The sequence below is a fragment of the Klebsiella sp. 4_1_44FAA genome (assembly GCF_000238715.1).
GTDB lineage: Bacteria > Pseudomonadota > Gammaproteobacteria > Enterobacterales > Enterobacteriaceae > Klebsiella > Klebsiella pneumoniae.
On record NZ_JH414805.1, the window covers coordinates 227,620 to 241,362 of the forward strand.

13 protein-coding genes, 1 tRNA gene and 2 pseudogenes are annotated in these 13,743 nt (G+C 47.3%); 5 read left to right on the forward strand and 11 right to left on the reverse strand.

Features of this window, described 5'->3' with window-relative positions:
- Positions 1-296: pseudogene (locus tag HMPREF1024_RS31840) on the forward strand (GIY-YIG nuclease family protein); the annotation flags it as partial.
- Positions 274-624, forward strand: a complete 351-nt coding sequence (locus HMPREF1024_RS04275) for a hypothetical protein (protein WP_009309590.1) — start codon at positions 274-276, stop codon at positions 622-624. The pseudogene HMPREF1024_RS31840 and the gene HMPREF1024_RS04275, both read left to right, overlap by 23 nt.
- Before the next feature lie 494 nt (positions 625-1,118).
- On the opposite strand, the gene HMPREF1024_RS04270 is transcribed toward HMPREF1024_RS04275, so the two are convergent.
- From HMPREF1024_RS04270 to HMPREF1024_RS04230, 11 genes are all read right to left on the reverse strand, one after another.
- Positions 1,119-1,823: a hypothetical protein gene (locus HMPREF1024_RS04270; RefSeq protein ID WP_009309592.1), complete on the reverse strand. Its 705-nt coding sequence runs from the start codon at positions 1,821-1,823 to the stop codon at positions 1,119-1,121.
- 16 nt (positions 1,824-1,839) lie between these two features.
- Complete coding sequence (locus HMPREF1024_RS04265; protein WP_009309593.1) at positions 1,840-2,688, reverse strand: hypothetical protein; 849 nt, start codon at positions 2,686-2,688, stop codon at positions 1,840-1,842.
- A gap of 481 nt (positions 2,689-3,169) precedes the next feature.
- Positions 3,170-3,442, reverse strand: coding sequence for an ogr/Delta-like zinc finger family protein (locus tag HMPREF1024_RS29305; protein WP_009309594.1), 273 nt, complete (start codon positions 3,440-3,442; stop codon positions 3,170-3,172).
- Between the two features lie 5 nt (positions 3,443-3,447).
- Positions 3,448-3,999 (reverse strand): phage polarity suppression protein, encoded by a 552-nt coding sequence (locus HMPREF1024_RS04260; RefSeq protein ID WP_009309595.1) that lies wholly within the window; start codon positions 3,997-3,999, stop codon positions 3,448-3,450.
- Complete coding sequence (locus tag HMPREF1024_RS04255; protein WP_009309596.1) at positions 3,996-4,739, reverse strand: hypothetical protein; 744 nt, start codon at positions 4,737-4,739, stop codon at positions 3,996-3,998. Before HMPREF1024_RS04255 ends, HMPREF1024_RS04260 begins: the two co-directional genes overlap by 4 nt.
- Positions 4,740-5,074: 335 nt before the next feature.
- A complete protein-coding gene (locus HMPREF1024_RS04250; protein WP_009309597.1) occupies positions 5,075-7,747 on the reverse strand; it encodes a DUF927 domain-containing protein in 2,673 nt (890 codons plus the stop codon).
- The gene (locus HMPREF1024_RS04245; protein ID WP_009309598.1) at positions 7,744-8,127 is read right to left on the reverse strand and encodes a DUF5375 family protein; all 384 of its coding nucleotides are present in this window, start codon (positions 8,125-8,127) and stop codon (positions 7,744-7,746) included. Before HMPREF1024_RS04245 ends, HMPREF1024_RS04250 begins: the two co-directional genes overlap by 4 nt.
- Positions 8,124-8,408, reverse strand: a complete 285-nt coding sequence (locus HMPREF1024_RS04240; protein WP_009309599.1) for a hypothetical protein — start codon at positions 8,406-8,408, stop codon at positions 8,124-8,126. Before HMPREF1024_RS04240 ends, HMPREF1024_RS04245 begins: the two co-directional genes overlap by 4 nt.
- A 31-nt stretch (positions 8,409-8,439) precedes the next feature.
- Positions 8,440-8,793 carry a hypothetical protein gene (locus HMPREF1024_RS29315; RefSeq protein WP_071986590.1) on the reverse strand — a complete coding sequence of 118 codons (354 nt, stop codon included), beginning with the start codon at positions 8,791-8,793 and terminating at the stop codon, positions 8,440-8,442.
- 303 nt (positions 8,794-9,096) lie between these two features.
- A complete protein-coding gene (locus tag HMPREF1024_RS04235; protein WP_009309601.1) occupies positions 9,097-10,371 on the reverse strand; it encodes an integrase arm-type DNA-binding domain-containing protein in 1,275 nt (424 codons plus the stop codon).
- A gap of 190 nt (positions 10,372-10,561) precedes the next feature.
- Positions 10,562-10,633 (reverse strand) — tRNA-Arg (locus HMPREF1024_RS04230).
- A gap of 195 nt (positions 10,634-10,828) precedes the next feature.
- Between HMPREF1024_RS04230 and HMPREF1024_RS04225 the strand changes: the two genes are divergently transcribed.
- The 3 genes and pseudogenes from HMPREF1024_RS04225 to HMPREF1024_RS04215 form a co-directional block, all read left to right on the forward strand.
- Complete coding sequence (locus HMPREF1024_RS04225) at positions 10,829-12,001, forward strand: site-specific integrase (RefSeq protein ID WP_009309602.1); 1,173 nt, start codon at positions 10,829-10,831, stop codon at positions 11,999-12,001.
- Positions 12,002-12,051: 50 nt separating this feature from the next.
- A complete protein-coding gene (locus HMPREF1024_RS04220; protein ID WP_009309603.1) occupies positions 12,052-13,365 on the forward strand; it encodes a hypothetical protein in 1,314 nt (437 codons plus the stop codon).
- A 91-nt stretch (positions 13,366-13,456) separates the two neighbouring features.
- Positions 13,457-13,743: pseudogene (locus HMPREF1024_RS04215) on the forward strand (transposase); the annotation flags it as partial.

The window sequence follows — 13,743 nt, forward strand, 5'->3', positions numbered from 1 at the left end:
ACGGCTGGAGCCTATGGAACGAGTAAAAGAACTAAGTGGGCGGCGGACCTTTTGATTTTGACGTCCATGCTATGATTTCCTGCGACGATGCCCCCGCACTGGAAAAAACGCTGCATGATCACCTGGAAAATTATCGCATTAATAAAATTAATCTGCGCAAGGAGTTTTTTCGGGTTGAGCTTCGTCGGATTATTGATGAGGTCGAGCGCCATCATGGTCAGGTTGAATATATTGCCGACCCGGTCGCGTTGCAATATCTGCAGAGTCTGGAATATGCAGAAAGCGAAGCTGCATAAAATGGTAGGCCGGGTAGCCACAACGGGTGTAGAAGCACCTTTGACTGAGCCGGTATTAGTGATGAAATCATTTCCCCTCGCTACCTGGCGGGGGAGCAAAATAAAAGTCATGGAAAAACTGCATGACCGGCCTGATAAAGTGGCTAAGAAGGCGATACAAAAGGGAGATTGGAGATTTATATTGTCTGCAATGGCTGCCGAGAGAAGATTATTGCGGCTGCGCATGGTGTCCCTGCAGGAATCGAATTTTGATTTATTATTATGTTTTTTAATGGTTTTTTTGGTGTTGAATTTTTTTGATACCATCAAGGATACCATCATTGGATAATGAACGTCTCATCTAGGCCACAGAGAACGGCCAAGTTCAATAGCTCCAAAAAGATGAAAAGAGAGGTGAAAGAAAGGCGGAGCAAATGCGGCAAAAAAATCACTATCTCGGCGAAAAACGCCCAATAAAGCTATTACAGCTCAGCCACTATACAATGCTACTCGGTACCCGTTACCAGTTTTTCAGGGCAGGGAGGGATCTCTTAATGTCTTTTTCTGACTTGCATACTTGAATGGTTTTAAATCGTTCATTAGGCATCAAAATAATACGACTTAACCGTGTATGTCATGGGGATAAAGACACAATTTAGTGTGTTTAAAAATTTATTTTTAGTCTTTTATTCTAGATTTATAATAATTGTTAGTATAAATCGAGTTTATATTAGGATTGATACGGTTTATGTTTAATGGTTGACTCAAAATATCTTACGTGCATAACTTGTTTTTTTGTGTACCCCCGCCCACTATTATAAAGTAGACGGGGGTACTTAGTAATTAATTGTATCTTATGGTTTTTGAAAATAGATCATTGAGTTCAAACCCATACTTTACAACTAAATCAAATGCTCCAGACTCTATGTATGAGTTCTCAAAATCATTTTTATGTGTTGCTGTATAATTCCCAGTTTCTGTTAAAAAATCCTCAACTTTTTTTAATCTTGTTGAGCTTTCTTTTCCGATAAGTAATAGCTTGGCATTATCATTAAAATCTGCCTCGTATTTTTCATGTAATTTAGCAATGGAAGGCGGCAAGCTTTTGATTTTATGTAGAATATCTTGCTGATCACTATCACTCAATTCCTTAATGTACTGATTGTTATAGAAAGTATCTTCAAAGCAACCAGTTACATCTTTATTCATTATTGTTTTGAGTTCATTCATTATAACATCATGCGTTTTCTTTAAATCATCTTCAGAGGGTTGACGCATAAGTATTTCAGTTGGGGAACATTTAGAGATCGCATCAATTACATACTTTCGAGAGTATTCCTTTCTTAATTTTGAATATAAATTTATTTCTTTCTCTTTTAATTGTTTGTATTCAACTTCTTTTTTTGCTATAGATTCCTGTAAGTTTGCATTTTGATATATTGGGATTACTGTATAAAATATTGTGAAGGTTGTCAAAAAAAACAATCCAACTTGGGCGATGTAACTTATTCTGATTAACCATAGATCAAATTTTGTATTGGTATTCATCGTGATATGTCCAATATTAGTCTATATATTGAATGTCTTTTAAGAAATCCATTGCATGGACCCTTGATTGCTTATTTATCTGGAAGATATAAGATGACAGTTCTCTTTCTGCATTATAATTTTTTATTATTTTATTTTCATCGTTTTGTGATTTTGTTGACTTTATTGTTTTTATTAATTCACTAATCTTTTCGTCATATCCAATAGGTTTTGTTGTTAATGTTGCTTTGTTTTTTTCAATGGCGCAACGGATCTTTGTTAATATTTTTTGGCGGATATTTTCAGGCACGTTTTCTGAACTTGATATAAAGTTATGGTTGCCATCCTTTAGTGCTTCACTAATTGCATCATAAGGATTTAAATATAAACTACCAGGTGTGTTATAAGCCGATTTTGTGTCACCTAGAGTATTGTTAACAAAATCGGTACTCTTGGATAGGTAAACTACTCCAACAAGACCCGTGAAATTCTCCCAATAAACAGATTCAAGGTTCTTGTTGTTTGCATCGACTGCTCTTTTAGCGATTATCTTTTGCTGATTTAGTTCATTTAATGTTTTTTTAAGTTCATGGTTTATAGAGTTCAACTTTTCTTCTGATTCCTTATATTGTAAGTCAAGTTTGGCAATGCTGCCCTCCAGGTCTTTTCGCAATGCTTTATTTTGCTCTATAGATTTCTGAGAGCTTAACATTGCAGTTTTTAATTTACTTAATTCCACCTCTTTTTTTGCTATGTCTTCCGACAAAACTTCCTTTTGATAAATTGGCCTTACTGTATAAAAATAGCCAAAAATAGCAAAAGCAACCAATACAAACTGTGATACGTGGCTAACTCTGCTCAAAAAAACATCAATTTTATTGGACATAACACCTCTGTTAAAATTCTCTTTATCCTTAAATATAATTTTTTATAAGAAATCGTCTACAAATTAGTTCAGAGCTATGTGCCCAAAATGATGTTGATGCTATGGAACTAATCGGTATGTATTGATTGTGCAAGTTGAATAGAACAATAGCAAGTTTGGAACTTGTCGGTGCCGCCAAGTAGCGCACATTAACATTCCCAACGAAAGAAAATTTTGATTTTTTTAAATTTATCTGAACGTTAAGTTTGCTGGCGCGAACAGCCCCGCCCGCCTGCCCGCTTCGCTTAACAGACTGGTTTTCATGCACCCCGTAAATCGTTTCAGAAGCCGCCATACAAGGGCTTTTGCGTCAAAAATGGCGCATGAGACTCATGCGTTTTCATGCGCCATAGGCATGCACTCATGCGCTCTCACGCCAGCCAGATAAAAGGCGTAAAAAATCCCGGTACTGGATCGGGATTGCGTGGGTGTTTTTTGCTAATCAGACAGGAATTTGCTGACGGCTTGACAGCTTTGAAGCGGAGCCATAGCGATTGAGCGTTTGCCGTTGTTTTTCCGGCATTTGTGCTTTGTCTGATTCCTGTTCATTGCGCCGGGGCTTCATAATTATCGTATCCACACTTTCCAGTGCGGTAAATGTGCAGGAACATTCAAGATTCTGGCATTGATACCATGATCGTTTAACCGATGGCGCTTCATAGGCGGAGGTTCTGGCGTGTGCCGTCGTACCGCATTCGGGACATTTAAGTGCCATTAATATCACTCCTGCATGTCGTTAATGTAATCCAGGCGTTGCTGAAAGCGCAGATGTTGTGCCGGGGTGTAAGTACTCTGGCAGTCACGAACCATCACGGGGTCCGGTATTACACCCGATTCATCCAGAATCACACGATAATCCCCCGCAATTTCAGGCGGGGTTATGGCGAGCTGGCGAACCAGGGCACTGCGTAACATACGGGACGCAACTTCCAGCCCTCCGCGCCCCTTAAGAAACGGAGCCAGTGCAGATGTCAGGGCCGCTCCGTTCGCCTGCATATAATTGCTGAGAGCGTCTTCTGTATAGGCCTCCATCAGTAAATGCTGCGAGTAAATACACTCACGTGCAGCACAGTTAATTTGCCATTTCAGCACATCCAGACGTTCCCGCTGTAATTGGAGCTGTCGGGCATAATCTGCTGGTTTCTCCGTGGCAGTGAGGAGAGATTCTATTTGTTGTTCAACGATTTTTCGGCTCTCAATATGTCCGGCCCACAGAATACTGGCATTTCGAAAACCGGTAAGCGCCTGGTCGGGAGTGGCTCGGGTCATCATACTGATTTCTCCTTCTCAGCCCGTTCCTGACGAACCTTCATTTTATGAAGGGCCGCCGGAGAGGGAAGTTTGCGGAAATCAGCAAGGGCAGCATAATCCGGCGCAACACCTGCCAGTTTAAACACAGGGTCCTGTTCCGGCATCGCAGCGTTAGTAAGATCCGGTCTGGTGATATGTTTGTGAATAAAGTTTTTCAGTACTGTGTCCGGGTCATTAACTGAATTCACCACACCCACAACGGCACTGGCTTCCCGCCCCATTGTGGTTTTGAGCAGGCTCAGCGTCTGGATTAACGCCTTACCATGCGACTGCATGAAGTCTTCCCAGATTTGCTTTGCGCGAATTTCCACAAGGGTGTTATGTGCGCTGATATACTGCCCGGCTAATTTCCCGGCTTTCTGCGGTAAAAAAGCGGCTTCCTTTTCATGCGCAGCCAGTAATTCATCAAAATCCTCAAGGGTTTCACGTCCCAGCGCAATTTCCGTGCGCAGCTTTTTCATTTCTTTTGAGACAACGCCCTGACTTTCACGAAACAGCGTGCGCCACTCCTCATTCAAAGCGTTTGTCGTGGCTTCCATTTCAGCGCGGCGCTGGCGGATTGTCGCAATATTATCCGCCGCCGCTTTCTGCTGACGGCGTGCTTCAAGCCATACGTTTCTGGCTGTGTTCAGGGTTTCCAGTGCCCGCTGCGTGACAGCCGGAAAAGTGGAAAGGTTGTTATTCTCTGCGGTGTTGTTCATGACTTCTCCTGTCGCGTTGGTTCGTTACGTCAATTGTGCCGTGGCTGACACAAGCACACTATCGGTGCTCAGTGTGTGGTGGCTGGCACAACGGGCGTTTACGGTTATTCAGGCGTGGCTATGACAGCCAGCCAGATAAAAATGCCTCGGTTTCAGTCTGCTTTATGTCCCCGGTGCGGTGGAACAGGTGGAACAGGTGTTACAGCCTTGTTTTGTAAAACATTTATAGTTACAGCACAGGTGGAACATCGCGGGTAACAAGGTGGAACAGCGGATCGGCTGGCGTTCCACCTGTTACACCTGTTACCCTTCATAAATAAGACTCACGCAAAGCCTTAACCCGGCACCTCACTGTTGAAGACATAGAGCCTGCGGGGATTCATCTCTGGCGGGCGAATGTTTGTCTGCAGCATGCCATCGGTGGAGGGCAGCAGATATCCACGATCCGCGCACAGACGTGCCACCTTGCGCGAGTCAAATCCCCTGCAGATTTCTTTCCAGCCAGACGGCATGACGTAGAACGTGGTGACAGCTTCCGTGCCCTGCGCGGTACTGCCTTTCTCCACCCTGCGCCAGCCCACCATATTGCCGGGGCGGTTACGCTCGTCGTGCCAGTCAGCAAAGCGGCTGTACTGATTCGCGGTAAAGAAGCTGCGTACCTGCTCCAGTGCGGCAATATCTTCCTGGTTGGCGGTGTGCCCGCGATCTTTCAGCCATGCGTTCAGGCAGACGCGGGTTGCCCGCAGCGCTTCACCCTCAGGCCAGCCGGTGATACCCAGCCGGGTTGCCAGCTCGCCCGCCATCGCCACCAGTGCAAAGCGGTTCACTGCCCGGCCCACCTGATTGCCCGCATCTTTCGGGGTCAGGGCGGCGGTATATTCCTTCATCAGTAACTTTGCCTGTGCCGTCAGCCCGTTAAGGTCAGCGGTCAGGGCTTTCAGCCACTCCCAGAACGGCGAACCGTAGTAGCTGGACGTGGCCCACTCCAGATGTTCCGCCAGAGCTTTGCCGCTGTCGAAGCCGTGTAGCTCCTCAAATACGCCAAACTTCCCGGAATCGCTGGGGATCTGGATCATCCTGACTTCCATCCCGGCAAAGGTACGCTCCCCGGCTTTTGCCGCATGTTCAGTCAGTGACAGCTCGCCGGTTGAAAAGAACAGCAGCCGCCACTGCTTGCGGGTGCGCAGCTCACCGTCCGTACCGGCACGGCCCTTGCCCTGACCGTTTACCAGCATGTAGGCGATATTGCCAGCCTCGCGTCCGTCCACCTCCCGGATCTCATCGAGCATCATGGCGGCATCGTTGCGGCGGCTGGCGCATCCCTCCAGCGCGTTGCCGGTTGCCCGCCACGTCTGCCAGTAGTCAGGCCCGCCGCAGACGGAGGTTGCCGCTTTCATGGTGGTGGTCTTACCGTCCGTCGATTCCCCCTTGAGGTGGTGGCCGCCGCCGTCCATACCAACCAGCCGTAACAGTGGTGCAGCAAAAGCCAGACTGACGGCAAACGCCACGCGGGAATTGCCGGTGCAGTAGCGGGATACGTGCTCCCGCCATTCCTCCGTTGTGCCCGACACGCGGAAATCGCGCCCCTGCACGGAAGTGGTCTGGAGAATGACACTTTCCGCACCTTCACCGCTGACCTCATCCTGCAGGACGTAAACCTGACCATGCCACCCGGTACGGCTGACGCAGGTCACGCGGCGTTCCGGTTTACACAGCGATATATATTCCATCAGGCGGGCGCGGGCCTCGCCGGTGGTGCTGATATAGGACAGCCCGTTAACCAGCAGTACCCGGCGCAGCTCCTCACCGCTGCCGCTCAGCATTTCCATCGGCATCGCCCAGCGGCGGCGCTCACCCCACGTATCTTCCCACTCCAGCAGTCGCCCGAAGTTACCGCCATCGGCATCGCAGGTGATTGCCGTCACGCGCAGCGGATTGCATATTTTGACGTTCTGGATCTCCGTCTCACCGTTGCGCTGTACCTGTTTTTCATACCAGAGATATTCCTGGGTAAGACGGAACCCGTGCGGCAGCTGCGTGCGGCCCTCCCCGCACAGCACCAGACCGTTACGAAAGGCTTCACGGGCACGGGTAATACCGTGCTCCCGATGGAAATCATTCCAGTCAGCCTTAATCTCTCCCGGTGGCAGCGTCATCCAGCCGCCGACGGCTTTTGCCGCCCGTTCAGCAAAGGATCTGCCGGGATTCTCGCCCCCGTCCTGAAAATCGTTATCACCGGCGATGATAATTTTTACCTCAGGCCAGCGTGCCCGCAGCGACTGCGCCACGTTGGGCAGGTTGCCCGCAGATATGGCAGCCACTACGCATCCGGCGGTGAGCTGGCTTACCGTCAGTGCCGTGGCGTAACCTTCGGTAATCACCACCTGTACCGGCGGTTCAGACGGTAACGGGCTGAGCGCCACAAACGCGCCTTTCATCGTGCTGCCGGGCAGTATGCTTTTTTCACCCGTCGGGGCGATAAGCTGCGCACCGGTCACGGCTCCGGCGTTGGTGGTGAGCGGTAACAGCAGGGAACCGGCAGGAAAATCCTTACCGCTGATATGCTGCACGCTCCCGGTCAGGGAGGCCGGGTATCCGGCAAACCCCTTTCCGGTCAGATAGGGGCTTTCTCCCGTGTGGCTCTCTTTCATCAGCGCCGCCACGGTAAGGCTCATATCGCGTTTAGGGGCTTTTTGCCTGGCGGGCTTAACGGGCAGTTCCTGCACATCCGGCACATTAAGCACCTGCGCCACCTCCTGCGCGGCCTTTCTGACGCCGTAACCGGTCATGAGCTTAACCAGATCCAGACCGTCACCATTGCCGCACTGGCTGCAAATCCACGTCCCGCGCCCGTCAAGGTCATCGAGGCGAAAACGATCCTTGCCCCCACATTTTGGACATGGACCGTGCCTGCCGTTTTCAGGTACATCAATACGCAGCATCTGCAGAATAACGGGCCATTTCCCCCGCGCGGCGGCTGAAATCTGCGTAACCGTCTGTGTTGTCATACTTCCCCCTGATACAGCGCCACACCTGTGCTGCAGAAGTCATCAAAGGCCGCCGGAAGCGTGCGGTACAGCTCCGCCATCACTTCACAGCCGCGCGCGGTCAGTACCGGCGGCGCGGTCAGCAGTGACGGCTCCAGCATGTCAGTCAGCAGCGCCAGCGCAGCAGCGGCTCCCTGTGCTTCGCCGTACTCGTTAATCAGTGCGCATTCGATATGCAGCGCAATGGCCATTTCAATACGCTCAACCGTCAGGCTGTGCGGACCATACTGATCGCTGCCGGTTTCGTTCAGAGTTTTCTGCCGCCATGCCGACGCAATAGCCCGTCGGTAAAGCGCAGTAGTCATTTCTGCCGGGAAAATGGAAACCTGCGGCTGGTTCATCTGGCACCTCCTTCTATCAGTGCGCAGCTGTGCGCAATATCCGTCAAATCTGCCCGCAGGTACTCCATCAGCGCGGCGACGCCCGGCGCACAGCCTGTATCGAGCGCTCCGACCTGAGACGGGTATTCAGAAAAGAGAAGCTGGAGCAGGTCGCAGGCATTTCTTGCGCGGGTCAGCTTTCCGAAACCGTCCTCTGACAATCCATAGGCAAAAGCACCGGTATTGTGTTTTTCAGGCAAAGTGTGGCCCTGAGCACTATTGTGCCCGTTTGAAATATTCATCGTGGATTACTCCGTTTTCAGCGGTGTTTTGTCAGAGAAATTTTGAATAGTGACTGTCGTCAGGTTCAGCAGAACGCCGTATGCTGCGCTCCCGCCAGCGGGTAAATACCACAGACGGATGCAGTGTCAGCGGGCCGGAGCCACTACCGCCTGCCGGAGCTGGTGAAGGTTTAAAGAGCGGCGCATCAAACAGGCGCGTATACCGCTGTTTAAACCATGCCAGAGGGCAGGAAGAAAGCTGGTTATCGCTGTCATGACGTATCAATACTTCGCAGCTGAATTCAGGATTAACCAGCGCCACGGAGGGCGGGGCTTCAGTTAATCGGATGATTGTGACGGTCCAGCCACGTTCATGCTGCCCATACCATATAGTCGATAACTCCATCTCTAGTGATTGATTAGTTAATACGGGATGAATTAAATCAGTTTCAAGTGTCTGATTGTTATTGAGGAAGTTGACATTAAATCTAACTGCAAGTCCATCCGACTTGAATGCAATATTAAAAGTACCTATTTCGTATAGGTGTAATAAATCTTCAATCTCGCATTCTAATAGTCTGGAAGCGCGTTCAAATGAACAATATTCTAATGGTGGTATTTTTTTATCAATCCATAGATTTCTTAATAATATATTTTCATGCTCTGTTGAATGCTGCATTATGACCTCTGTTTTAAATTATAAGAGTATTTAATTGATAATGTTAATATCTGATAAGTCATAAGGAGCATGAAATTCGTCCTTATTTAGTTCCAGATAATTAGACCACCATTGCATCATTCTGCGGCGTTCTTGCATGTGCTGCGCAAGATGGACATATGCTGCCCGCACTTCATTTCTTTCCTGATGGCTCATTTGCCGCTCAACCGCATCACGTGACCAAAGTCCTGATTCAGTCAGAGCAGAACAGGCCATTGCCCGGAAGCCATGCAGGCATACATCAGCCTGAGTATCGTAACCCATCGTTCGCAGTGCCTTATTTACTGTGTTCTCACTCATTGGCTTGTAAGGATTGCTGTCACCAGGGAATATAAGCAAATATTCACCACTGATCTTTTGGATATCTTCCAGTAGCTTAATAGCCTGGGTGGAAAGCGGGACGTAATGTACCGCGCCCATCTTGGCACCACGATCTGAGTATTTTACCCCATCGATCTTTTCCCGCTGCCCTGGTATTGTCCAAAGACCGTTTTCAATGTCGATCTCTTCCCACCTGGCATGGCGCAGTTCGCTGGAACGCACGAACGTGTGTAAGGAAAAGAGAACCGCCAGTCGGGTTAATGGTCTGCCGGTGTAATTTACCGCTCTTGTCATCAGCTCAGGTAAACGTTCGAGCGGTAGGGCAGGGCGATGCCGTACTTTGGGATTGGTAATCGCGCCTTTCAGATCATGGGCTGGATTGTAATCGACGCTCCCACGTTGGACGGCATAACGAAAGATACTTCCCATAGTGGTTTTAACACGTCCTGTGGTCGCACCAATGCCCTGATTGGTCATATCAATCAACATTGGAAGAAGGTCACGGGTTTTGAGCGTATCAATGGGCTTTGAACCTATAGCCGGTAACAGATGGTTTTCCATTTCCCGTAGAATTTTGGCGCGGGTAATTTCTTTCCATTCAGGATGTCCCACTGTTCCACTGTGCCACTCTCTGGCTACTTTCTCGAATGTGGGGGAAGTCAGTTCGTCCTTTTCTGACCTTTTTGCTTCGCGCGGGTCACGGCCATCAGCCAGTAGTTGTCTGGCTTCGTCACGACGCTTTCGCGCTGTTGCAAGCGGAACATCTGGGTAAACCCCTAATGCTAACGTAGCTTGTTTACCATTAAAGCGGTAATTCATTCTCCACGCCTTGGTTCCATTCTTTTTAACTAACAGATAAAGGCTTCCACCATCTGTAAGTTTGTAGTCAGCATCCTTAGGCTTGGCGTTCTCAATTTTTTTAGGTGATAGTTCGTTTAAAGCCATGTGCAGTAGGCCTCTTATAGAATGGTGATGGTATCGGGATATCGAACCGACGAATACCATCACAGATACCATCAGAGGGATGTAATGTCATGAAGTGACATGAAATGAAAATTTGGCCTGAGTAGTGCTAAATTGCTGGGTTTCAGAGGTTTTGTGTAATGACTTGAAATGGTGTGAAAGAACTTCAGATTGTCCCCTGCAGGAATCGAACCTGCAACTAGCCCTTAGGAGGGGCTCGTTATATCCATTTAACTAAGGGGACATAGAACTTACTGATTTTTAAGCGTTCAGCTTGTGTTGCATGTTATCCTATCATTCCCCGTACCATCAAGCATTTCATTCCTTTTATTTCCTTTGCGTTCGCATCGATTCGCTTAGAAAATCACTTCGTTCACTTGCCATTGCGTACACATTGAGTACAGAATGCAGAATTTCAGTGTGTACAGGATACAGAGCCGTGGCCCTTAGTGATACCAAACTTCGTAGCATCAATGCTAAGCCATACAGCGGCGCAGCCGAGGTCACAGATGGTGACGGGCTGAGTGTACGCATAACTCCCACAGGCACGATCACATTCCAGTTTCGTTATCGATGGAACGGTAAGCCCGTTCGCCTCTCCATTGGCCGCTATCCCGCTATGTCTCTCAAGGAGGCGCGCGTAGTCGTCGGTGAGATGCGCGAATTGTACCTCAAGGGGCTAAACCCTAAAAATTATTTTGCTAAAGAAGATGGTGAGCTGACTCTAAAAGAGTGCCTGGATCAGTGGTGGAGTAAGTATGTTGAAACGCTGAAACCGAACACTCAGACGCTGTACAAGTCAGTTGTGTACAACACGATGTACACAGAATTCCCGGACGCTCCGGTAGTTAACATTCCTGTTTCTGCATGGGTGCGTTTCTTTGATAAGCAGGAAAAGAAGAACAGCAAAAAGGCCAGGGTGCTTCTTCTACAGCTACGTTCTGTCATGAACTGGTGTATCAGCCGCCAGTTGATCCCATCGTGCGAAGTCCTGAAGCTTAGCGTTAAGACCATTGGTAAAAAACCTGATGTGGGGAGCCGGGTTCTGACGTATACCGAGCTGGCTAAGATTTGGTTAGCTCTTGAAAACAACAAGATCGTTACCTCCAACAAGGTGCTTCATCAGCTGCTTTTGCTTTGGGGAGCCAGGCTATCAGAGCTGCGCCTTGCTACTGCCAGTGAGTTCAATATGGATGATCTTATCTGGACGACTCCAGCAGAACATTCAAAGATGGGTAACGTTATCCGTCGCCCGGTGTTTGACCAGGTGAAACCTTTTGTTGAAAGGCTCCTCAATGCTGGAAATGATGTTCTGTTTCCTGGCCAGGAACTGGACAAGCCTATAGATCGCTCGTCAGCAAATCTCTATATGAAAAAATTAAGGGATAAAATTGATATACCAGAGTGGCGAACACATGACTTCAGGCGCTCGCTGGTGACGAATTTATCAGGGGAAGGGGTTATGCCTCACGTCACCGAAAAGATGCTGGGGCATGAGTTGGGAGGAGTGATGGCGGTGTATAACAAACACGATTGGCTGGTTGAACAGAAAGAAGCGTATGAATTATATGCGGAAAAGATTTTATGGCACGTTAAAAATTATAAATCTTAGTTTTTTGTTTTATTGTACATATTATTTCGTAATTTATATGAGGGAATTATATGAATGTTGGTGTTGAGTGGAATGTTAGTGTTATAAAAGCGATTACATGGCTTGCCAAAACTACTACTGATCCCCGCGAATTTTCTAAGCGCCTGGAGCAAGCTCAGACTAATTATATTAACGAAACATCAAAGAAGACTAATTTTGGTGCTCAGTTTGATAAAGGTTGGTATGGAGATGATGTTGTTGCTGGTTTTTTCTCACAAGCAAAGTCTTTAATCGATAATAGACGAGCATTTGAAATATCCATGGCATCGCATATAATTCCTTGGATGTACCAACTCGGTCTGTGTGTTGATTTCCTGGATAACGTGTCTGGCGCTGTTGAGCGTGCTCGAAGAATGCTTGAGAGTAATACCGTTTATCCTGATACTGCAATGTTTGAATTGATTCTTGCAGGAAACTATGCAGCAATAGGCTACGAGGTCGAATTTATTCCTGAGCGTAAGGGTATTGCAAAAACCCCGGATTTCAAATGTAGTCTAGATGGCGGTGGTGAATTTTTTGTTGAATGTAAAAGGCTTCAGAAAGGGCCGTATTCAGTTCAAGAGGAAAATGCGCATTTCATCAGAGCTAAACTAGTAGAGGGTCGCGTCCATTCTAAAAGGATGAGCGTTTGGATGGATGTGACATATAAATCTGAAGTAATTAGCACTCCAGAGAATTATCTTGTAAATCATTTAAGTAATTATTATGGGAAAGATTATCACTGGGATGATGATTATGGTACTGGATTTGTAAAAGCATCAAAGTTACAATCTGCTAGAAATGAAGTTGAAGCCAATGGGTCACTCTCATTTCATACTAAATTAGCAAGATTACTCAAAGGCTCTGCTCTTAGCGATGATTTTTTTAATGTTTTTGCTTTTGGTCAGCCTGATGAGCGGGATCCTCGGTTTATTTCAAAAATAAAATATGCCTCTTTGTTAACATGGAGGTGTATAAATGAGGTTTCTTTTGAGAAACGCTCTCGACATATCACAAACAACTTGTCAGAAATTGAAAAGCAGATTTCCAATTATGGAGTTGGTGTTGGTCATATTGCAATGGATGTTGATGTACAAAGGGATGTTGCAGACAAGCGGCGTGAGAAAAATCTTGAAGCCACGAAATCATTCAAGCTTGAGTCAAAGCTTGTTAGGTTTAATATTCATTACCTTGTCCCACGCATAGATGAAAATCATTCTTGGATGGTTGATGAAACTCTTGACTATTTTTATAACGACAAGATTATTCATGATATTATTCCAGCTGTTCGAATATTTCCTGAAGCCGCTGCATTTAATAACGATTTGCCTGGTTGGCATCAGTGAGAAGATGAGTGCAACACTGTTAAGGAAGGTGCGAACAAGTTCCTGATATGAGATCATCATATTCATCCGGAGCGCATCCCAGAGGGACATCATGAGCCATCAACTCACCTTCGCCGATAGTGAATTCAGCACTAAGCGCCGTCAGACCCGAAAAGAGATTTTCCTCTCCCGCATGGAGCAGATTCTGCCATGGCAGAATATGACCGCTGTCATCGAGCCGTTTTATCCCAAGGCGGGCAATGGCCGACGGCCCTATCCGCTGGAGACCATGCTGCGTATTCACTGCATGCAGCATTGGTACAACCTGAGCGACGGTGCCATGGAAATGCCCTGTACGAAATCGCCTCCATCGCGCCTGTTTCGCCCGTATTACTCCCT